Annotated in this window: 21 protein-coding genes and 1 riboswitch; of the genes, 16 read left to right on the top strand and 5 right to left on the bottom strand. The window is 64.4% G+C overall.

The genetic code is table 11. The features are described from left to right. The first annotated feature begins 68 nt into the window (after positions 1-68). Positions 69-1,487 (top strand): magnesium transporter, encoded by a 1,419-nt coding sequence (gene mgtE / locus ASD44_RS07320; protein WP_056110258.1) that lies wholly within the window; start codon positions 69-71, stop codon positions 1,485-1,487. A gap of 126 nt (positions 1,488-1,613) precedes the next feature. Next, positions 1,614-2,000, top strand: coding sequence for a MerR family DNA-binding transcriptional regulator (locus ASD44_RS07315; protein WP_056110256.1), 387 nt, complete (start codon positions 1,614-1,616; stop codon positions 1,998-2,000). Positions 2,001-2,125: 125 nt separating this feature from the next. Here ASD44_RS07315 and ASD44_RS07310 read toward each other — a convergent pair whose 3' ends face one another. Both ASD44_RS07310 and ASD44_RS07305 read right to left on the bottom strand, forming a co-directional pair. Beyond that, complete coding sequence (locus ASD44_RS07310; RefSeq protein ID WP_056110254.1) at positions 2,126-2,617, bottom strand: isoprenylcysteine carboxylmethyltransferase family protein; 492 nt, start codon at positions 2,615-2,617, stop codon at positions 2,126-2,128. Further along, entirely contained in the window at positions 2,614-3,612 is a 999-nt protein-coding gene (locus tag ASD44_RS07305) for a DUF1624 domain-containing protein (RefSeq protein ID WP_056110252.1), read from the bottom strand. The genes ASD44_RS07310 and ASD44_RS07305 overlap by 4 nt, the downstream gene beginning before the upstream one ends. Positions 3,613-3,843: 231 nt before the next feature. Between ASD44_RS07305 and ASD44_RS07300 the strand changes: the two genes are divergently transcribed. The 5 genes from ASD44_RS07300 (at position 3,844) to cobO (ending at position 7,392) form a co-directional block, all read left to right on the top strand. After that, positions 3,844-5,043, top strand: coding sequence for an MFS transporter (locus ASD44_RS07300; RefSeq protein WP_056110250.1), 1,200 nt, complete (start codon positions 3,844-3,846; stop codon positions 5,041-5,043). Positions 5,044-5,094: 51 nt separating this feature from the next. After that, a riboswitch (cobalamin riboswitch) is annotated at positions 5,095-5,286 on the top strand. Positions 5,287-5,323: 37 nt separating this feature from the next. Then, positions 5,324-5,503, top strand: a complete 180-nt coding sequence (locus ASD44_RS07295) for a CbtB-domain containing protein (RefSeq protein WP_056110248.1) — start codon at positions 5,324-5,326, stop codon at positions 5,501-5,503. A gap of 15 nt (positions 5,504-5,518) precedes the next feature. Further along, entirely contained in the window at positions 5,519-6,274 is a 756-nt protein-coding gene (locus ASD44_RS07290; protein ID WP_056110246.1) for a CbtA family protein, read from the top strand. Further along, the gene (gene cobU, locus ASD44_RS07285; RefSeq protein WP_056110244.1) at positions 6,267-6,782 is read left to right on the top strand and encodes a bifunctional adenosylcobinamide kinase/adenosylcobinamide-phosphate guanylyltransferase; all 516 of its coding nucleotides are present in this window, start codon (positions 6,267-6,269) and stop codon (positions 6,780-6,782) included. The genes ASD44_RS07290 and cobU overlap by 8 nt, the downstream gene beginning before the upstream one ends. A 1-nt stretch (position 6,783) precedes the next feature. After that, a complete protein-coding gene (gene cobO / locus ASD44_RS07280) occupies positions 6,784-7,392 on the top strand; it encodes a cob(I)yrinic acid a,c-diamide adenosyltransferase (RefSeq protein ID WP_056110242.1) in 609 nt (202 codons plus the stop codon). Positions 7,393-7,435: 43 nt separating this feature from the next. Here the strand turns inward: cobO and cbiB are convergent, their stop codons facing one another. Further along, positions 7,436-8,404 (bottom strand): adenosylcobinamide-phosphate synthase CbiB, encoded by a 969-nt coding sequence (gene cbiB, locus ASD44_RS07275; protein ID WP_056110240.1) that lies wholly within the window; start codon positions 8,402-8,404, stop codon positions 7,436-7,438. On the opposite strand from cbiB, the gene cobD reads away from it, so the two are divergent. Both cobD and ASD44_RS07265 read left to right on the top strand, forming a co-directional pair. Beyond that, positions 8,403-9,476: a threonine-phosphate decarboxylase CobD gene (gene cobD / locus ASD44_RS07270; protein ID WP_056110237.1), complete on the top strand. Its 1,074-nt coding sequence runs from the start codon at positions 8,403-8,405 to the stop codon at positions 9,474-9,476. The two genes, cbiB and cobD, sit on opposite strands and share 2 nt — an antisense overlap. Further along, entirely contained in the window at positions 9,473-9,982 is a 510-nt protein-coding gene (locus ASD44_RS07265) for a tyrosine phosphatase family protein (RefSeq protein WP_056110236.1), read from the top strand. Before cobD ends, ASD44_RS07265 begins: the two co-directional genes overlap by 4 nt. 40 nt (positions 9,983-10,022) lie before the next feature. Here ASD44_RS07265 and ASD44_RS07260 read toward each other — a convergent pair whose 3' ends face one another. Both ASD44_RS07260 and ASD44_RS07255 read right to left on the bottom strand, forming a co-directional pair. Next, entirely contained in the window at positions 10,023-10,826 is an 804-nt protein-coding gene (locus ASD44_RS07260; protein WP_056110234.1) for a creatininase family protein, read from the bottom strand. After that, the gene (locus tag ASD44_RS07255; protein WP_056110232.1) at positions 10,823-11,215 is read right to left on the bottom strand and encodes a RidA family protein; all 393 of its coding nucleotides are present in this window, start codon (positions 11,213-11,215) and stop codon (positions 10,823-10,825) included. The genes ASD44_RS07260 and ASD44_RS07255 overlap by 4 nt, the downstream gene beginning before the upstream one ends. 245 nt (positions 11,216-11,460) lie before the next feature. On the opposite strand from ASD44_RS07255, the gene ASD44_RS07250 reads away from it, so the two are divergent. The 7 genes from ASD44_RS07250 to ASD44_RS07220 all read left to right on the top strand — a co-directional run bounded on the left by ASD44_RS07250 (position 11,461) and on the right by ASD44_RS07220 (position 18,449). Next, positions 11,461-12,462: an ABC transporter substrate-binding protein gene (locus tag ASD44_RS07250; protein ID WP_056110230.1), complete on the top strand. Its 1,002-nt coding sequence runs from the start codon at positions 11,461-11,463 to the stop codon at positions 12,460-12,462. Positions 12,463-12,476: 14 nt separating this feature from the next. Next, positions 12,477-13,289, top strand: a complete 813-nt coding sequence (locus tag ASD44_RS07245) for an ABC transporter ATP-binding protein (RefSeq protein WP_056115624.1) — start codon at positions 12,477-12,479, stop codon at positions 13,287-13,289. Further along, on the top strand, positions 13,276-14,127 hold the full coding sequence (locus ASD44_RS07240; RefSeq protein WP_056110228.1) for an ABC transporter permease: 852 nt from the start codon (positions 13,276-13,278) through the stop codon (positions 14,125-14,127). The genes ASD44_RS07245 and ASD44_RS07240 overlap by 14 nt, the downstream gene beginning before the upstream one ends. A 148-nt stretch (positions 14,128-14,275) precedes the next feature. Beyond that, positions 14,276-15,580: a cytosine deaminase gene (locus tag ASD44_RS07235; RefSeq protein ID WP_056110227.1), complete on the top strand. Its 1,305-nt coding sequence runs from the start codon at positions 14,276-14,278 to the stop codon at positions 15,578-15,580. Between the two features lie 2 nt (positions 15,581-15,582). Then, a complete protein-coding gene (locus ASD44_RS07230) occupies positions 15,583-16,986 on the top strand; it encodes an FAD-binding oxidoreductase (protein ID WP_056110224.1) in 1,404 nt (467 codons plus the stop codon). Then, positions 16,983-17,570, top strand: a complete 588-nt coding sequence (locus ASD44_RS07225; RefSeq protein WP_056110222.1) for an NAD(P)H-dependent oxidoreductase — start codon at positions 16,983-16,985, stop codon at positions 17,568-17,570. The genes ASD44_RS07230 and ASD44_RS07225 overlap by 4 nt, the downstream gene beginning before the upstream one ends. A gap of 168 nt (positions 17,571-17,738) precedes the next feature. Then, positions 17,739-18,449: a nitroreductase gene (locus tag ASD44_RS07220; protein ID WP_056110220.1), complete on the top strand. Its 711-nt coding sequence runs from the start codon at positions 17,739-17,741 to the stop codon at positions 18,447-18,449. The last annotated feature ends 6 nt before the right edge of the window (positions 18,450-18,455 follow it).

The raw sequence follows: 18,455 nt of genomic DNA, 5'->3' as shown, positions 1-18,455 counted from the left end.
TATTCCCGTACTTTGCGCGCTAGACCTGACATTGATCCTGGCGAGGATTCCGGCAGCGGGAGAAGCCGATGGAAAGCCCTGACGAACACAAGGCAGAGCGTCCCGCCGCCGAGAGTGCGAATGCGGACATCTATGGCGAGGACGGCGTCATCCGCGCGTCCTATCTCGCCCATATCGGCGCGGCGATCGCCGATCGCGACACGCTGACGCTGAAGCAGGATGTCGGCGACCTCCATCAGTCGGAACTGGGCGACCTGCTGGAAGCGCTGTTGCCGGAGCAGCGGCGTGCGCTGGTCGGCCTGCTGGGATCGGACTTCGACTTCTCGTCGCTGACGGAGGTCGATGAAGCGATCCGCATGGACATCGTCGACAATCTGCCGAACGCGCAGATCGCGCAGGCGGTGCAGGAGCTGGATTCCGACGACGCGGTCTACATTCTGGAAGACCTCGACCAGGAAGACCAGGACGAAATCCTGTCGCAACTGCCGTTCACCGAACGGATCCGGCTGCGGCGTTCGCTCGACTATCCGGAAGAGACGGCCGGGCGGCGCATGCAGACGGAGTTTGTCGCCGTGCCGCCGTTCTGGACCATCGGGCAGACGATCGACTACATGCGCGATGACAAGAACCTTCCCGACCGGTTCAGCCAGATTTTCGTCATTGACCCGACCTTCAAGCTGCTCGGCGCCATCGACCTCGACCAGATTCTGCGCACCAGGCGCGCGGTGAAGGTCGAAGAGGTCATGCATGAGACGCGTCACGCCATTCCGGCGACGATGGACCAGGAAGAGGCGGCGCGCGAATTCGAGCAATACGACCTTCTGTCCGCCGCCGTGGTCGACGAGAACGAGCGGCTGGTCGGCGTGCTGACCATCGACGACGTGGTCGACGTCATTCAGCAGGAAGCCGAGGAGGATCTGCTGCGCATGGGCGGCGTCGGCGACGAAGAATTGTCGGATTCTGTGCTCTCGACCTCGCGTTCGCGGGTGCCGTGGCTGCTGGTCAACCTCGTGACGGCCTTTCTCGCGGCGTCGGTCATCGGTCTGTTCGACAACACCATCCAGCATATTGTCGCGCTGGCGGTGCTGATGCCGATCGTGGCCGGGATGGGCGGCAATGCCGGCTCGCAGACGATGACCGTGACGGTGCGGGCGCTGGCGACCAGGGATCTCGACATCTACAATTCCTGGCGGGTCATCCGGCGCGAAGTCGGCGTCGGCTTCATCAACGGCGCCATTTTCGCGGTGCTGATCGGCATAGTGGCAGGGCTGTGGTTCCAGGATTACAATCTGGGCGGCATCATCGCCGCGGCGATGATCATCAACATGTTCGCCGCCGCCCTTGCCGGCATCCTCATTCCCTTGACGCTCGATCGTTTCGATATCGATCCGGCGGTGGCCTCCGCCGTGTTCGTGACGACGGTGACCGATGTCGTCGGCTTCTTCGCATTCCTCGGCCTGGCGACCTGGTGGTTCGGCGTTTCGTGATTTTCGGGTGAGCCGAAATAAACGCCGGCAGTAAGCGCAAGCGGACCGAATTGACTTTTACGTAAATGCCGTGTCAAAGCTTTCCGTTCGGTGAGAGCACGAATATTTCAACCGTGCGGGGAAACGATGCGCGAATATTACTCGATCACGGAACTTACGCGTGAGTTCGACATCTCGACGCGCACGCTGCGTTTCTACGAAGACGAAGGCCTGGTCCAGCCGGTGCGGCGCGGGCGCACGCGGCTGTTCCGTCCGTCGGACCGGCATCTCATCCGGCAAATCCTGCGCGGCAAGCGGATCGGTTTCTCGATCAACGAGATCCGCGAAATCATCCAGATGTATCGGGAGCCGCCCGGCGAGGTCGGCCAGCTCAAGCTGATGATCAAGCGCATCGAGGAAAAGCGCGAAAATCTGCGGCAAAAGCGCCGCGATCTGGAAGAGACGCTGGCCGAACTCGACCAGGCGGAAGAATCCTGCGTGGAGCGGTTGGCGGAGCTTGGCGTCAACACCTGAGGACGTGCGGCGCTTGGCGTGGCGCTGCCTTAGCACCCTTCATCCGACCTCGCCTTCGCTCCGCTTGGCTCGGCCACCTTCTCCCATAAGGAAAGGAAGGGGCGGCGGGCGGAATGCTTCCGCCCTCAAATCCAGCGCCGAACCCGTTTGGCGTAATCGCGGTAGCGCTTGCCGAATTTCGCCTCCAGCAGCTTTTCTTCTTTTGCGATGGCCAGCCTGCCGGTGGTGAAAGCGGCGACAAAGGCCAACGCGATCATCCACAGATTGCCGGCGATCAGCCCGACGCCGATCAGCAGCAGCGTGTTGCCGAGATAGATCGGATTGCGGCTGACAGCAAAGGCCCCGCCCGTCACCAGATGCTCGGGCGCTGCGTTGGGATTGACGGGGGTTTTTGCTTTCATCAGCGTGCGTATGCCGCTGATCCACAGCGCCGCGACGGCGAAAAGCAGCAGCCAGCCGAAACCGAACAGGATCGAGCCGAGCAGATAGTCGCCGGAAAAATCGCGCAGCCATGGCGCCGGATAGAACATGCCGAGCAGGATGCCCGCCGCAAGGGCGATGAGATAGATCAGCGGTGGCCAGGGGATACGAGCCGGTCGCGGTTCGGTTGAAATCATTGCAACTTCTCCCCGATCTCGTCGCTGTCGGTGGTGGCTGTGCAGGTAGCCGCCAGGTCGCCGATATGCGTCTGGAACTCGGCCGTCTGGTCGCCGTTGAACAGGCGGTCCAGGCTGCCTTCGCCCTCGATCGCTTCCAGCATGCAGCCACAATAGCGGGCGCAGAATTGCGCGTCTCGTGTTTCCGCACACGCGGCCTGGCACGATTTCTGGAAACCGACCTGCGGCGTGTCCTGATGCGGCGGCATGATCTGCGCGAACAGCCAGACGCAGGCGATCAGGACAGGCTGGTGGATGAGGTAGAAGGCGAGGCTGTGCTGGCCGGCCAATGCCAGCAGCCCGCTCACGCGATCACCGCCTTGGAAGCGCCTCAGCCAATCGAAGAAACCGAGGCCTGCCGCGACTTTGGCGGCGCCGAGGCCGATCAGCACGGCGCCGAACCACGGGAAAAGCGGTACGAAATCGTTCGACCGCGGCTTGACGGTCGAAAGCCCCGTCCACCAGAGCCAGGGATGATCGAAAGCGTGCGACCGCAGGTAGAGCGGGGCGACAATGACGGCGGCGGCCACCGCCAGTGTCAGCAAGCCGGGCAGCCGCACGAAGGCGAGACCGAGCAGGCTGGCCAGCGCGATCTGGTGCAGGATACCGAAGAAGATGAAGCTGCCGGGCGTCGCGAACCACGTCACCGCCGAAATGGCGAGCGCGGCGACCGCCACCATGGCGAGACGCTTCCAGAAGCCCTGCCAGCGAATCTGTCGCCCATGCGCGAGGAACAGGCTGACGCCGACGAGGAACAGGAAGCTCGAGGCGATACAGCGCGCATAGATCTTCCAGCCGCCGAAGGCGGTCAGACCCGGGTCGGCATAGCCGAAGAATTCGAGGTCCCAGGTGAAGTGGTAGCTCGCCATGGCAAGCAGCGCCAATCCGCGCGCCACGTCGATGGCGACGATGCGGCCGCCCTGGCTTCGGTGCTGATCTGTATTTGCCACGCTCATAGGGTCCGGGAATCCATTCTGGACGATGACTAACACGAGTGGGGACGGTTCGCAGCGCTTCGTTTGCACTGCGCAGGGCCGCTTGCAGGGTGCAAATAGCGCCGGTCATTGGACCAGCGCTGGGAAGCGTTTGGTCGGCTTCGCTTTTCGATGGAAGCATGTCGGTTTCCTGCTACCGACTCGGGTGCCGGCAACGTCAATTTACCGGTAAGATTCTGGCGCGGAGACGTCATGTCCACCCATGTCCGCCACCCGATCTGGCTTCCGGCCGTTCGTCCGGCGGGCGCGCGCACCTTCGCGTCGCTCTATGCGCTGGAATCCTGCGCCCGCGCGCTGATTTCCAGCGTCATCCCGATCCAGGCCTACGACCTTCTGCACAGCGAACAGAAGGTGTCGATCCTCTACACCGTCGTCTCGCTGCTGGGCCTTTCGGCGACACTGTTCATGCCGACATTTATCCGCCGCTTCGCGCGCCGCTGGGTCTATACGGCCGGCGCCTGCCTGCTGGCGATCGGGTCGCTGTCGATGGCGGTGAATATCCTGCCCGGCCAGTTGTTCGGCATGCTGTGCCGCGTCATGGGTGCGAGCGCGCTGTCGATCACGCTCAACCTCTACATCATGGACCATATCCGCAAGACCGATCTGATGCAGGCCGAATCGCTGCGCATGGCGCTGTCGACCTTCGCCTGGACCTGCGGTCCGACGCTCGGCATCGTCCTCTATACCCACTACGGCATCTTCGCCGCGCATGGTGTCGTCGCCATCTTCTCGATGCTGCTTCTGGCGCTGTTCTGGTTCTACCGGATGAGCGACAACACCATGATCGCCGCCGGCAGGAGCCGGCCGGTCAACCCGCTTGCCAATATCGGCCGCTTCATCGCCCAGCCGAGGCTGCGGCTGGCCTGGGTCGTCGCGTTCGGGCGCTCGTGCTTCTGGACGACGTTCTTCGTCTACGGGCCGCTTTTGATGGTCGTCACCGGGCAGGGCAAGCTCGCCGGAGGCCTGCTGGTTTCGGCCGGCAACGCGCTTTTGTTCCTGGCGATCTTCTGGGGGCGGGCGGGCAAGCGTTTCGGCGCGCGGCGCATCATTTCGCTGTCTTTCCTGGGTATGGCGATCCTGTTGTACCTCGCCGGCGCGGTCGGCCAGGCCGCACCGCTCGTCACCGGCGCGCTGCTTCTGGGCGGCGCGGTGTTCACCGTCGCCATCGACGCCGTCGGCTCGACAGTGTTCCTGCGGGCGGTGCGTTCCTATGAACGGCCTCAGATGGCGGCCGTCTACCGGACCTATCTCGACTTTTCCGAACTGACGCCGCCGCTGGTCTATTCGGTGTTGCTGGCGTTTTTCGGCCTCGGCTCGGTGTTCGCGGCGCTCGGTTGCCTGATGCTGCTCTGCGCAACGATTGCGTGGCGGCACCTGCCGAAATCCCTGTAGGCCGCACGAAGGCCGGCCGTAATTTGGTTTGCCGCGCCGTGCGTTTCTCCGTATAGTCCGCGTGTCGTCGGTTTCCGCAAGGAACCGAGAGGGAATACGGTAAAGGCGCGAGCCCCAAGCCGTGGCTGCCCCCGCAACTGTGTGCGGTAGTCCTCTCCGAAAACCACTGGGGTCACACCCGGGAAGGCGGAGGAGGGCGCTGATCCGCAAGCCAGGAGACCTGCCGGCGACACGAAAATGGCTCAACAACCCCTCGGGTGGAGGGGGAAAGGACAATGAAATGACGACGGCTTCGGCTTCTCTCGGCGCATCGGTTTCCGCGCAATCCCGTCACATGCAGCTCGCTATGGCTGCCCTTCTCGGCGTGTTCATTCTCGGCTTTGTCGGCTTCTCGCATATCGAGGCCGTGCACAATGCCGCGCATGACAACCGCCACTCCATGGCTTTTCCCTGCCACTGACGGGAAACTGACATCATGACATTGTTTCGTAACGTCGTCTTCGTCGCGGCGATCGCCGGGCTTGTGGCCGGAATCGCGCTCGCCTGCATGCAGGCCTATGCAACCGTTCCGCTGATTCTCCAGGCGGAAGTCTATGAAACCGCCGGTGGCGGACACGACCACGGCGCCGCCAGCGCCGAGACTGCAGCGCCCGCTGCATCGGCCACGCAGCAAGCTGTGCCGGCTGAGGAAGAGGAGGGCTGGGCGCCAGCCGATGGGGCCGAACGCTTCCTCTACAACGTGCTGGCGAACGTCGTCACCGGCATCGGTTTCGCGCTGGTGCTGGTTGCCATATCGGAATTCGCAGGCGGCATCGCAAGCTGGCGTCAGGGCGTGTTCTGGGGTCTCGCCGGATTCGGCGTGTTCACGCTGGCGCCCGGTCTCGGCTTGCCGCCCGAACTTCCGGCGATGCCGGCGGCCGACCTCAACGCCCGCCAGGTCTGGTGGGTGGCGACGGCGGTCGCGACGGGCGCAGGCCTGTGGCTGATCGCGTTCCGCAAGTCGCTACCGCTGACCTTGCTTGCGGTGGCGCTGATCGTGGCGCCGCATATCGTCGGCGCGCCGCAGCCCGACAGTTTCGAATCGCCGATACCGGAAGGGCTGCACCACCAGTTCGTGGTCGCCGTGACGGTGACGAACCTGGTGTTCTGGCTGCTTTTGGGAGCGGTTGTCGGCGGTCTTCGCGGCTGGTTCTCCGGCGAGGCGGCGAGATTGCGCGACAGCTTTGCCTGACGTCACGAGCCTGACCCTCGTGCTTGGCGGTGCGCGCTCCGGCAAGAGCGCGCACGCCGAACAACTGGTGACGGCCTGCGCCGCGCCCTGGACCTACATTGCGACGGCGCAAGCCTATGACGGGGAGATGCGCGAACGCATCGCCATGCATCGCGCGCGGCGAGGCGAGGGCTGGGAGACGGTGGATGCGCCGCTCGATCTCGTGGAAGCGATCGATGCGATTCCAGACGGCCGTCCTGTGCTGATCGACTGCCTGACCCTGTGGCTGACCAATCATATGCTGGCAGAACACGACCTCACAGCCGAATGCCGGCGGCTGACGGATGTGCTGTCGCGTCCGCGCGGGCCGTGGGCGGTGGTGTCGAACGAGGTCGGTCTGGGCATCGTGCCCGACAATGCGCTGGCACGGCGTTTTCGGGACGAGGCCGGCCGGCTGAACCAGCATATCGCGGCCGTGGCCGGCACCGTCGTTATGATGGTGGCCGGGCTGCCGCTGAAGGTGAAATGACATGGCCAACGACGCCGATACCGAAAAGCACCGCGCCAAGATGGCCAAGCGCAAGGCGGTGCAGGACGCCGAGGTCGCATCGAAAACCATCGAGAAGGGACTGCTCATCGTCAACACCGGGCCAGGCAAGGGCAAGACCACGGCCGCGTTCGGGCTGGCGCTGCGGATGCTGGGCTATGGAAAGCGCGTCGGCGTCGTGCAGTTCATCAAGGGCGCCTGGCATACCGGTGAGAAGGATGCCTTCGCGGCTTTCGGCGACCGGGTCGTGTGGCATACGATGGGCGAGGGATTTACCTGGGAGACGCAGGATAAAGAGCGCGACGTGGCGGCTGCGCAGGCGGCATGGGCCAAGGCGCTGGACCTGATGGCCGATCCATCGATCAGCCTCGTGGTGCTCGACGAGCTCAACATTGCGTTGCGCTACAATTATCTCGATGTGGATGCGGTGGTTTCGGCGTTGAATGCGAGGCGCGAAGGCCTGCACGTGGTCGTCACTGGCCGCAATGCCAAGCCGGCGCTTGTCGAGGCGGCTGATCTGGTGACTGAGATGGGCGCGACCAAGCACCATTTCGCCGCCGGCGTGAAAGCGCAGCAGGGGATCGAGTTCTAGGCGCGATTTGGATGTTGGAGCGAGCCTCGAAGGACGCACTGGATCATAGAAGGAGGGGTATCGAATAGAGCACCCCAAACAGCCCGATCAGCAGCGCATCCGCTACCCAATAGAGCCGCAGCGCGCGGCGGATATCGCTGCTCTTCACTTCGGCCCGGCCGCCTTCGCCCATATAGTTGCCCTCGACCAGTACGCCGCCATAGCTGCGCGGGCCGGCCAGTGCGAGGCCGAGGGCGCCGGCCATGGCGGCTTCCGGCCAGCCGGCATTGGGCGAGCGGTGATGCCGCGCGTCCCGCCACATGGCGCGCCAGGCGGCGGCCGTGTCGGCATCCCGGACGAGAAAGGAAGCGGCGACGATCAGCAGGCCGGTCAGGCGCGAGGCGGGCAGGTTGACGAGGTCGTCAAAGCGCGCCGCCGCCCAGCCAAAAGCTTGATGGCGGGGCGTGCGATGGCCGATCATGGAATCCGCCGTGTTCGCCGCCTTATAGCCAACCCCTCCGGCGAGGCCGCCGACGCCGAGCCAGAAGGCGGGCGCGACGATGCCGTCGGAGAAGTTCTCGGCGAGGCTTTCGATGGCGGCGCGACCGACGGCGGATTCATCGAGTGTTTCCGGATCGCGGCCGACGATCATCGACACGGCCTTGCGCCCCTCAGGCAGTCCGCCGCCGTCCAGCGCATCGGCGACGGCCTTGACGTGCTGGGCGAGGCTGCGCTGCGACAGCAGCGAACTGCCGAGCAGGGCGACGGCGATGAAGCCGAACGGAATTTTCAGGAGCAAGGCCTCGATGCCGTAGGCGATTGACGCCGGCAGGAGCACAATGACGAGGAGGGCGGCGATGCCCCATATGCGGCGCGCCGGGTCGGTGTCGGTGGCGCGGTTGAGCGTGCGGTCGAGACAGGCTATCAGCCTGCCGAGCCATGTCACCGGATGGCCGATGGCATTGAACAGCGGCGCGGGATAGCCTGCGAGCCGTTCGGCGATCAGCGAGAGAAGGGCAATCAGGATCGACATGGATCTGGGCGACGGAGCGATGGACGGAGAGGCGATGGCGGCGGTCGACCACGGCGGAAGCCTGGGCCGGGCGCGGGCGCTTTTCCCGCACGCCCCCGAACCGTTCGTCGATCTCTCGACCGGGATCAATCCGCACTCCTATCCGCTTTTCGACCTGCCCGCCACAGCCTTGTCGCGGCTGCCTGAACCGGCCGGGCTCCGCACGCTGCTGGAGGCCGCGGCTGCGGCTTACGGAGCGCCATCGGCCGATCATGTCGTCGCGGCGCCCGGTACGCAGATATTGCTGCCGCGCATCGCCCGTCTGTTGAAGCCGGGCAGGGCGCTTGTGCTCGGGCCAACCTATGCCGAACATGCACGGGCGGCCGCACTGGCCGGACATGAAGTGTCCGAGGTCGGCGATCTGAATGCTTTGGCGCAGGCCGATCTGGCAATCGTGGTCAATCCGAACAATCCGGACGGGCGCATCGTTACGCGCGCGGATCTGCTGGCGCTGGCGCAAAAGCTGCGCGCCAAAGACGGGCTGCTGGTCGTGGACGAGGCCTTCATGGATGTCGGGCCGCGCGCCGAAAGCCTTGCGGGTGACGTTACGCGCGGCGGCATCGTCGTCCTGCGCTCCTTCGGCAAGTTCTTCGGGCTTGCCGGCGTCAGGCTGGGTTTTGCACTGGCGGACATGGCGACGGCAAAGCGGCTGGCGGCTGAGCTGGGACCGTGGGCGGTCTCGGGGCCGGCGCTGGAATATGGCATTTGTGCATTGCAGGACGCAGGCTGGCGGGATGAGATGCGCAGCCGGCTCGCGGCAGATGCGGCAAGGATTGATGCGCTGCTTGGCCGCTTCGGCGTACCCGTTGCCGGTGGCACGGCGCTGTTTCGCTACATCGAATTTTCGGGCGTGGCCGGCCTGTTCGCCGCGCTTGGCCGGCAGGGTATCCTGCTGCGGCACTTCGCCGAAAGGCCGCATGTGCTGCGCATCGGCCTGCCGGGCTGTCAGGACGATTGGCAGAGACTGGAATCGGCGCTTGCCGGATGGGCAGTGCGGCGCGACGATGGACCGCCGCAGGAGAGTGAACCATGATCTATGTCTGCCCGCTGTCGAGGGTCGAGGAGACCGTCAACAAGACCGGCGCCGAAAGGCTGCTGTCGCTGCTGGCGGCGGGAACCGAGATGACCCGCCCTGCGGCGATCATGGCCGGCAACCATCTGCATCTGGCGATGCACGACATCGCCGAGGCGCAGGAAGGCATGACGCTGCCGGGCGAGAAGCACGTGCGCGAACTGCTGGACTTCGCCCAGGACTGGAACCGCGCGCGGCCGCTGGTGGTGCATTGCTATGCCGGCATCAGCCGCTCGACGGCATCGGCCTTCATCATCGCGGCAGCACTTTCCCCGAAGCGGGACGAGCAGGAACTGGCGCTGGCGCTGCGGTCGCTTTCCCCCTCCGCGACGCCCAATCCCCGGCTGGTTGCGATCGCCGACGGACTGCTGGGACGGCGTGGCCGCATGGTTCGCGCCATCGAGGGGATCGGCCGCGGGGCAGACGCGTTCGAGGGCGTGCCGTTCGGGCTGAGGGTGGATGTTTGAGGGGCTTCCCTTCTCCCACAAGGGGAGAAGGGAGAAGCCGTCACGAAAGCCAATCCTCCAGCCGCGCCTTGCGGACGTCCTTGAGCAGAGCAATGAAACCGTCGGCCTGATGTTTGGCGGTCAGCCGTCCCTTTTCCGCTGTCGCCATCGAGGCGTCGCCGACCACGCCATGCGGGTTGAGGTCGGTAGCGATCCAGGCGAAGGCGTGCGTGCCGGTGTGGCGCAGCAGGTCGAATTCCTGCTCCGCGCGGGCGACATTCGAAACGAAATTCCCAGCCTTCGACATGTCGACCAGGTCGGGACGGAAATGCAGCATCAGCGAGGTCTCGACATCGCCGCCGTGAATGCCGTGGCGATCCTCCAGGTCGGTATACATGCCGGCGGGGCGGCCAAACCGCTGCCAGCTCGTCTTCACCGCCAGCATGTTGAAGGCGACGCGCAACTCACGCGTGACGATGCCCATGATCTCCTCATTGCCGCCATGCGAATTGACGAAGACGATCTTTCTCACTCCGGCGCGGGCGACGCTGGCGCCAAGCTCGGCCCAGCCCTGGATCGCAGCCAGCGGTGAAAGCGTCAGCGTGCCGGGGGCGTGGACGTGCTCGTTGGACTTGCCCACCGACTGGATCGGCAGGATGCGGATGTCGAGATCGGCGGGGACGAGCGGGATCACCGTTTCCAGCATGCCCTGCATGATCGTGGCGTCGGTCGACACCGGCAGATGCGGGCCATGCTGCTCGATCGCGGCGACCGGCAGCACGGCGATGGTCTTCTCGGCGTCGATGGCGGAATATTCGGTCGTGCGGTAGTCGCCCCACCAGACACGTCGGGTCGAATTTGTCATCGATCGTCTCCCGCCGCGATCACTTCGATCTCGACCTTGAATTCGGGCCGCGTGAAGCCGGAAACGATCATCAGCGTCGAGGCCGGGGCGGGGTCGGCGAACAGCCGGTCGCGCACATCCATATAGGGCCGCATATGGGCGCGGTCCGTGACATAGGCGTTGATGCGCACGATGTCCTTCAAGCCGAGGCCGGCCTCGCCGAGGATGGCGGCGATGTTGGCGAAGCAGAGTTCGGCCTGCTTGCCTGCGTCTTCCGGTACGGTGTCATCGGCGCCGATGCCGAGCTGGCCCGAGGTGAGGACGAGGCGCTTTCCCGCCGGAACCTCAACGCCGTGGCTGTAGCGCGCGAAGGGCGGCTTGATCGATTTCGGCTGAAGGAATTTGAACATGAGCGCTCCATTTCGACGGGCAAACTAGGCCGCCCTTTTCACCTCCACAAGACCGTGAGTGGAGAGCGCGCGGCTTTGTGGACAGCGGACAAAAAAATTAGCAGGATGCCTTCCATCGAGGCCAGCGTCATCCGATACTGCCGATGAAAACGCGGCGATACGGTCCGATGGCCGATGGCATATGTCTTGCTTCATCAAAATTGAAGTCGGACCGGCGGTGTGTCGGAACAAGAGGGGTGATTTCCATGTACGGTAAAGTGATGCTGCCGGCTGTGTTCGTTGCCATGGCCGTCGGGATGGCGACTGCGCAAGCCAACGAAAAGGTTATTTTCGGCACCAACTGGCTCGCCCAGGCGGAGCATGGCGGCTACTACCAGGCCGTGGTTGACGGCACCTATGCCGCCTGTGGCCTCGACGTGACCATCCAGCAGGGCGGCCCGCAGGTGGCGGGAAGGCCGCTGCTGCTGGCCGGCAAGATCGATTTCTACATGGGCGGCAACATGCAGCAGGCGTTCGATGCGGTGGCGCAGGATATTCCGCTGCGCGTCGTCGCCGCCTCCTTCCAGAAAGAGCCGCAGGTGATGATGTCGCATCCCGGCGAAGGGCTCGACAAATGGGAGGACCTCAAGAACGCCGACCAGTACATCGTCGGCGACGAGGGCGCGCAGAGCTTCCTTCTGTGGATGGCGACGGAATACGGCTTCGACGTCTCCAAGCGCGTGCCCTACACCTTCAATGCCGCTCCCTTCATCGCCAACAAGAAGTCGATCCAGCAGGGTTACGTCACGTCGGAGCCGTTCGCGGTGCAGAAGGAGGGTGGCTTCATGCCGAACCAGTTCCTCCTCGCCGACTATGGCTACAGCACCTATTCGACGACGATCGAAGCGATGCAGGAAACGATCGACAAGCGTCCGGAGGTGGTGCAGTGCTTCGTCGATGGCTCGGCGAAGGGGTGGTACAACTATCTCTATGGCGACAACGCCGCCGCCAACGCCGCGATCAAGAAGGACAATCCCGACATCACCGACGAGCAGATCGCCTTCACGATCGCGCAGCTGAAGAAATTCGGCATCGTCGATTCCGGCGACACCGAAAAGCTCGGCATCGGCGCCATGACCGATGCGCGCATGCAGGATTTCTACAACAAGATGGTCAAGGCCAAGGTGATCCCGGCCGGCATCGACATCAAAAAATCCTACACGCTGAACTTCGTCAACAAGGGCGTCGGGCTCGACCTGAAGAAGTGAGCCAGTCCGAAGGCATGTCTGGCGATAGCGGTGTACCAGCGGCGGACGACAGGGCGCCGCTGCTTTTCCTGCGTAATGTGAGCAAGACGTTCTCCACCGGGACGGTAGCGCTGCGCGGCGTCGACATGACGATCCGCGACGGCGATTTCCTCAGCCTTCTGGGACCCTCCGGCTGCGGCAAGTCAACGGCGCTAAGGCTGATCGCCGGCCTCTCGACGCCGACTTCCGGCCAGATCGAATGGCCGGGTGCCTCCAGCCGCTCCGACATAGGCTTCGTCTTCCAGGAGCCGACGCTGATGCCCTGGGCGAGCGTGTTCGACAATGTCTGGTTGCCGCTGCGCTTGCGGGGCATTTCGCGCGCGCAGGCGCAGCCGGCGGTGATGGAAATGCTCGAGCGGGTGCACCTCGCCGGTTTCGCCGACGCGGTGCCGCGCGAACTTTCTGGCGGCATGAAGATGCGCGTTTCCATTGCCCGCGCCATGGTGACGAAGCCGCGCCTGCTGCTGATGGACGAGCCCTTCGCGGCGCTGGATGAAATTACCCGCTTCCAGCTCAATAACGATTTGCTGGACCTGTGGCAGGACCAGCGCTTTACGGTGGTGTTCGTGACGCACAGCGTTTTCGAAAGCGTGTTCCTGTCCAACCGGATCGTCACCATGGCGGCGCGACCGGGCAGGGTAGCCGATGAGATGGCGGTGAGTGCGCCCTATCCGCGCGACGAGGCGTTCCGCACTTCGGTGGACTATGCCGCGCTGTGCCGGCAGGCATCGACGGCGCTGGAAGCGGCCATGGGCACGAATGCGGAGCCGCAGCATGTCCATGCCTGAGCCGAGCCGTCCAGTGCTGGACCCGGAAGAAGCACGGCGGGTGCGCCAGCAGCGGCTGGAGCGCATCGGCCGCTGGGTGCTGCCGCTGGCGATCATGATCCTTGCCATCTGGCTGTGGGACCGCATCTGCGTCTGGAACGAAATCCCCAAATACATCCTGCCGCGGCCGGGGCTCGTGCTGCAAACCCTGCATGACGATGCCGGCCTGCTGTTTTCGTCGCTTCTCGTGACGCTGAAGATCACCTTTCTCAGCCTGGCGCTGGCGGTCGTCGGCGGTGTCGGGCTGGCGGTGCTGTTCGCGCAGTCGAAATGGGTGGAGATGTCGTTCTTTCCCTTCGCCATCGTGCTGCAGGTGACGCCGATCGTGGCGATCTTTCCGCTCATCAACATCTATGTCGACAACCAGACGACGAAGCTTCTGCTGTGCGCGTGGATCGTCGCATTCTTCCCGATCCTGTCCAACACGACGCTCGGTCTGAACTCGGTGGACCGCAATCTGCTCGACCTGTTCCGGCTGAACGGCGCCACGCGCTGGCAGCAATTGCGGCTGCTGCGCCTGCCGGCCGCCATGCCGTATTTTCTCGGCGGGCTGAAGATCGCCGGGGGATTGTCGCTGATTGGCGCGGTGGTGGCGGAATTCGTCGCCGGCGCCAGCGGGCAGTCGTCGGGGCTGGCGTCGCGCATCATCGAGGCGGGCTACCGGCTGAATGCGCCGCGGCTGTTCGCGGCGCTGATCCTGATCTCGCTCGCCGGCATCGTCATCTTCCTGGCGCTGTCGCTGGTGTCCAACCTCGTCCTGCGCCGCTGGCACGAAAGCGCGATGGTGCAGGAGCGGTGAAGGTGAGACTCGCAATAGCTCCCTCATCCGGCCCTTCGGGCCACCTTCGCCCCGCCGGGGAGAAGAGTAAGGCGGCTATGGCAGCGTCCTCCGCTCCCCGGCGGGGAGAGGGTGGCGAGCACAGCGAGCCGGGTGAGGGGGGCGCCCCTTGAGCTGGTTTCCCACACCCGAATCCTACACGCTGAAAAATGCACGCCTGCACGCGTCGCTGACGCCCGGGCTGCGAGCCACTTATGACGCGGACGGCTTTGCGTTGGTGGATGTGACGGTGTTTGACGGGAAGATTGCGCGAATCGAAGCCGCGCGGCCGGCTGCTGCTGCCGAGGGCGCTATCGATCTGGCTGGCCGCATCGTGCTGCCTTGCTTCGTCGATTGCCACACGCATATCGACAAGGGGCACATCTGGGGCCGCAAACCCAACCCCGACGGGACGTTCGCAGGCGCGCTCATTGCCGCCGATGCCGACCGGTCGGCGCGGTGGAGCGCCGAAGACGTGGCGCGGCGGATGGATTTCTCGCTGCGGGCTGCCTATGCGCATGGCACCAGGGCTCTGCGCACGCACCTTGACAGCATTGCACCGCAGGATGAGATTTCCTGGCCGGTGTTCGAGGCAATGCGGGAGAAATGGCGCGGGCGCATTGAATTGCAGGCCGCGTGCCTCACTGGCATAGAGGCAGTGAGGGACAAGGCCCGGTTCGAGAAGCTGGCCGGACGGGTGGCCAAGGCTGGCGGCGTTCTGGGCGCGGTCGCCTATATGGTGCCGGACCTCGAAAAGCTGCTGGATCAGATGTTCACCCTGGCGAATCGGCATGGGCTCGATCTCGATTTCCATGCCGATGAGACGGGCGATGCATCGTCGGTTTCGCTGAAGAAGATCGCCGAGGCGGCGCTGTGGAGCGGCTTCGAGGGCAAGGTGCTCGTCGGCCACTGCTGTTCGCTGGCGCGCCAACCCGATCTCGATGTGCTCGATACGCTGGACAAGGTGGCCAAGGCCGGCATCGGCATCGTGTCGCTGCCGCTATGCAATCTCTATCTGCAGGACCGGCGCGTGGACGGCACGACGCCACGCTGGCGCGGGGTGACGCTGCTGCATGAGATGAAGGCGAGAGATATTCCAGTCGCCGTTGCCTCCGACAACACGCGCGATCCATTCTATGCCTATGGCGATCTCGACATGCTGGAGGTCTACCGCATGGCGACCCGCGTCCTGCATCTCGACCATCCCGTCGGCGACTGGCCGAGGGCGGTGACAGCGACGCCGGCCGAGATCATGGGTCTCAAGGGTATTGGCACGCTTACGTCCGGCGGTCCTGCCGATTTCATCGTGTTCCGGGGACGCAGCTGGACCGAAGTCCTGTCACGGCCCGAGGCCGAAAGGATCGTGGTGCGCGACGGCCGCGCCATCGAACGCATCTTGCCGGACTATGCCGAACTCGACGATCTGATGGTGTGACGATGGATGTTGCGGCGCTCAAGCGCGATCTGGAAGGGCTGAAGATCGAGGACAACGAAAAGCTGGTCCTGCAGAAGAGCCGCGACTTCTACTGGTACAGCCCGGTTCTCAAGCAGCAGCTCGACGGCGTGACGGCCGATCTGGTGGTGACGCCGAAGGACGAGGCCGAACTGATCCGTACGCTTGCCACCTGCCACAAGCATGGCGTCGCGGTGACGCCGCGCGGCGCCGGCACCGGCAACTACGGGCAGGCGATGCCGCTGTCGGGTGGCGTGGTGCTCAATCTGGCCGAGATGAACGCCATCGGCGGGATATCGACCGGCCGCGTCGTCTGCGGGCCGGGGGCGATCCTTGCCGACATCGACCGGGCCACACGCACACATTCGATGCAGGAACTGCGGATGCATCCGTCGACCTACAACACGGCTTCCATCGGCGGCTTCATCGCCGGCGGCTCGGGCGGCGTCGGGTCGATCAATTTCGGCGGGCTGCGCGACTTCGGCAACATCTTGCGGCTGCGCGTCGCCACCATGGAGGCCGAACCGCGCGTGCTGGAACTGACCGGCGAGGACCTGCACAAGGTCACGCATGCCTATGGCACCAACGGCATCATCACCGAGGTGGAGATGCCGCTGGCCGCCTCATATGACTGGGTGGACGTGATTGTCGGCTTCGACAGCTTCATGGGCGCAGCCGGCTACGGCAATGCGCTCGCCTGCCAGGACGGCATCCTGACCAAGCTGATCACGCCCATCGCCGCGCCGGTGCCGCAGCTTTACTTCAAGCGCCATCAAAAGTTCCTGGCGGAAGGCCAGAGCGTCTGCCTGGTGATGGTGGCGCCGCACTCGCTGGACGCCTTCCACGCCTTCACGCGCAGGGCGGGCGGCGCCGTCTTGTACGATGCGGCGGCGGCTTCGGAGGAAGACAGGAAAGGACTGCCGCCGACCTACGAACTGGCATGGAACCACACGACATTGCGGGCGCTGCGCATCGATCCGTCGATCACCTATCTGCAATCGCTCTACCCGTTCCCCAACCAGCTGGCGCTTGTGGAAAAGATGGACGGCATGTTCCCCGGCGAGGTTTTTTCGCACCTCGAATTTGTCCGGCTCGACGGCAACATCACCTGCTTCGGCCTGCCGCTGGTGAAATTCACCAGCGAGGCGCGGCTGGACGAGATCGTCCGGATATTCGAGGACAATGGCTGCCCGATCTTCAATCCGCACCGCTACACGCTGGAGGAAGGCGGCATGAAGCAGACCGACGCGGTGCAACTCGCCTTCAAGCGGGAGGCCGACCCGCAAGGGCTGCTCAATCCCGGCAAGATGATTGCCTGGGACAATCCCGACTATGACTACCGCAGCGGCCGGACTTTCCTGTTCAAGGGGCTGGAGCAGGCCGGATGAAGGTCCTCGTCATCTACTGCCATCCGGTGGAGGACTCATTTTGCGCCGCGCTGCGCGATGCGGCTGTCGAGGCGATCGAGGCCAAGGGCTGCGAGGCAAGGATCATCGATCTCTATGCCGAGAATTTCGATCCGGTAATGCGGGCCGAGGAACGGCGCAGCTATAACGAGCAGGCGCCCGGCGATCCGGCGCTGCGGCCGCATATCGAACTGGTGCAATGGGCGGAGGCGCTGGTCTTCATCTACCCGACCTGGTGGTACGGTCTGCCGGCGATGCTGAAGGGCTGGCTCGACCGGGTGTGGGCAAAGGATGTCGCCTTCACCTTCAACGGCACGCGCCAGTCGATCGAGCCGCTGATGGGGCAGGTCGAGAAGATCGCCATCGTCACCACCTGCGGCGCGCCCTGGTGGTGGAGTGTCATCGTCGGTCAGCCGGGGCGAAAGACCATCCTGCGCGGCATCCGGGCGCTATGCGGCTGGCGCTGCAAGACGCTCTATCTGGCGCACTACATGATGGATTCGGCGACGCAGGAAAGCCGCGCCGCCTTTCTCAAGAAGGTGCGGCGGCGGCTGGAGCGCTTTTGAGTGAAGCCTACGGGCCAAGCGAACGTATTTGTGCGGCGGACAAAACAAAACGACAAGTAAAAGCATTTCGCCGGCAAGATTTGCTTGCGGTTGCCTCGGCATTGAGGCAAAGGCTGGCCAAGCTGGTGAATAGGGGACGCCGGCTGCACTCCGCGCAAAGGGAATGCGATGCTGGCGACCGAACATGACACCCCTGGGCCCGACGATGTTTCCGCGGTGGACGCCGCGATCGTTTCGCGCCGGTCGGTTCGCTCCTTCCTGCCGACGCCGGTGGATGACGCGACGATTCGAGAAATCCTGGAAGTGGCGTCACGCGCGCCTTCGGGCACCAACATGCAGCCATGGCGGGTCTATGTGACCAAGGGCGCGGTGAAGGACCGTATCGCCGACGCCATCCTGAATTCCGGCATCCGCGCCGAAAAGGTGGCATGGGACGAGTACAAGTATTATCCGGACCAGTTTTTCGAGCCTTATCTCAGCCGCCGTCGCGCCAATGGCTTCGGCCTCTATGGCGTGCTCGGCATCGGCCGCCGCGACGTCGACAAGATGCGCGCCCAGCACGACCGCAACTTCATCTTCTTCGACGCGCCGGTGGGCATGATCTTCACCATCGACCGCCGCCTGAACCAGGGGTCGTGGATCGACTACGGCATGTTCCTGCAGAACATCATGATCGCGGCGCGGGCGAGGGGCCTGGATACGTGCCCGCAGGCGGCATTCGCGCCCTATCACCGCCAGATCAGGCCGGTGCTGAACATCAGCGACGAGGAAGTCGTCGTCTGCGGCATGGCGCTTGGCTACGAGGATACGTCCAAACCCGAAGCCACCTTCAGGACCGACCGCGCGCCGGTGGACGAATGGGTGACGTTCGCGGAATGAGGCAGT

Origin of the sequence: Mesorhizobium sp. Root554 (assembly GCF_001427025.1) — a bacterium.
GTDB lineage: Bacteria > Pseudomonadota > Alphaproteobacteria > Rhizobiales > Rhizobiaceae > Mesorhizobium.
Note: the sequence above shows the minus strand (reverse complement) of the source record. Positions and strands in the feature narration are given on the sequence as shown.

Coding starts and splice junctions, on each gene's coding strand:
- ASD44_RS07310 (WP_056110254.1), bottom strand. CDS start 2,617: ATGATTTCAACCGAACCGCGACCGGCTCGTATCCCCTGGCCACCGCTG.
- cbiB (WP_056110240.1), bottom strand. CDS start 8,404: ATGTCGATCCTGATTGCCCTTCTCTCGCTGATCGCCGAACGGCTCGCA.
- ASD44_RS07290 (WP_056110246.1), top strand. CDS start 5,519: ATGACATTGTTTCGTAACGTCGTCTTCGTCGCGGCGATCGCCGGGCTT.
- ASD44_RS07240 (WP_056110228.1), top strand. CDS start 13,276: ATGTCCATGCCTGAGCCGAGCCGTCCAGTGCTGGACCCGGAAGAAGCA.
- ASD44_RS07260 (WP_056110234.1), bottom strand. CDS start 10,826: ATGACAAATTCGACCCGACGTGTCTGGTGGGGCGACTACCGCACGACC.
- ASD44_RS07305 (WP_056110252.1), bottom strand. CDS start 3,612: ATGAGCGTGGCAAATACAGATCAGCACCGAAGCCAGGGCGGCCGCATC.
- ASD44_RS07255 (WP_056110232.1), bottom strand. CDS start 11,215: ATGTTCAAATTCCTTCAGCCGAAATCGATCAAGCCGCCCTTCGCGCGC.
- cobD (WP_056110237.1), top strand. CDS start 8,403: ATGGATCTGGGCGACGGAGCGATGGACGGAGAGGCGATGGCGGCGGTC.
- ASD44_RS07265 (WP_056110236.1), top strand. CDS start 9,473: ATGATCTATGTCTGCCCGCTGTCGAGGGTCGAGGAGACCGTCAACAAG.
- ASD44_RS07300 (WP_056110250.1), top strand. CDS start 3,844: ATGTCCACCCATGTCCGCCACCCGATCTGGCTTCCGGCCGTTCGTCCG.
- mgtE (WP_056110258.1), top strand. CDS start 69: ATGGAAAGCCCTGACGAACACAAGGCAGAGCGTCCCGCCGCCGAGAGT.
- cobO (WP_056110242.1), top strand. CDS start 6,784: ATGGCCAACGACGCCGATACCGAAAAGCACCGCGCCAAGATGGCCAAG.
- ASD44_RS07225 (WP_056110222.1), top strand. CDS start 16,983: ATGAAGGTCCTCGTCATCTACTGCCATCCGGTGGAGGACTCATTTTGC.
- ASD44_RS07220 (WP_056110220.1), top strand. CDS start 17,739: ATGCTGGCGACCGAACATGACACCCCTGGGCCCGACGATGTTTCCGCG.
- ASD44_RS07315 (WP_056110256.1), top strand. CDS start 1,614: ATGCGCGAATATTACTCGATCACGGAACTTACGCGTGAGTTCGACATC.
- ASD44_RS07245 (WP_056115624.1), top strand. CDS start 12,477: ATGTCTGGCGATAGCGGTGTACCAGCGGCGGACGACAGGGCGCCGCTG.
- ASD44_RS07250 (WP_056110230.1), top strand. CDS start 11,461: ATGTACGGTAAAGTGATGCTGCCGGCTGTGTTCGTTGCCATGGCCGTC.
- ASD44_RS07230 (WP_056110224.1), top strand. CDS start 15,583: ATGGATGTTGCGGCGCTCAAGCGCGATCTGGAAGGGCTGAAGATCGAG.
- ASD44_RS07295 (WP_056110248.1), top strand. CDS start 5,324: ATGACGACGGCTTCGGCTTCTCTCGGCGCATCGGTTTCCGCGCAATCC.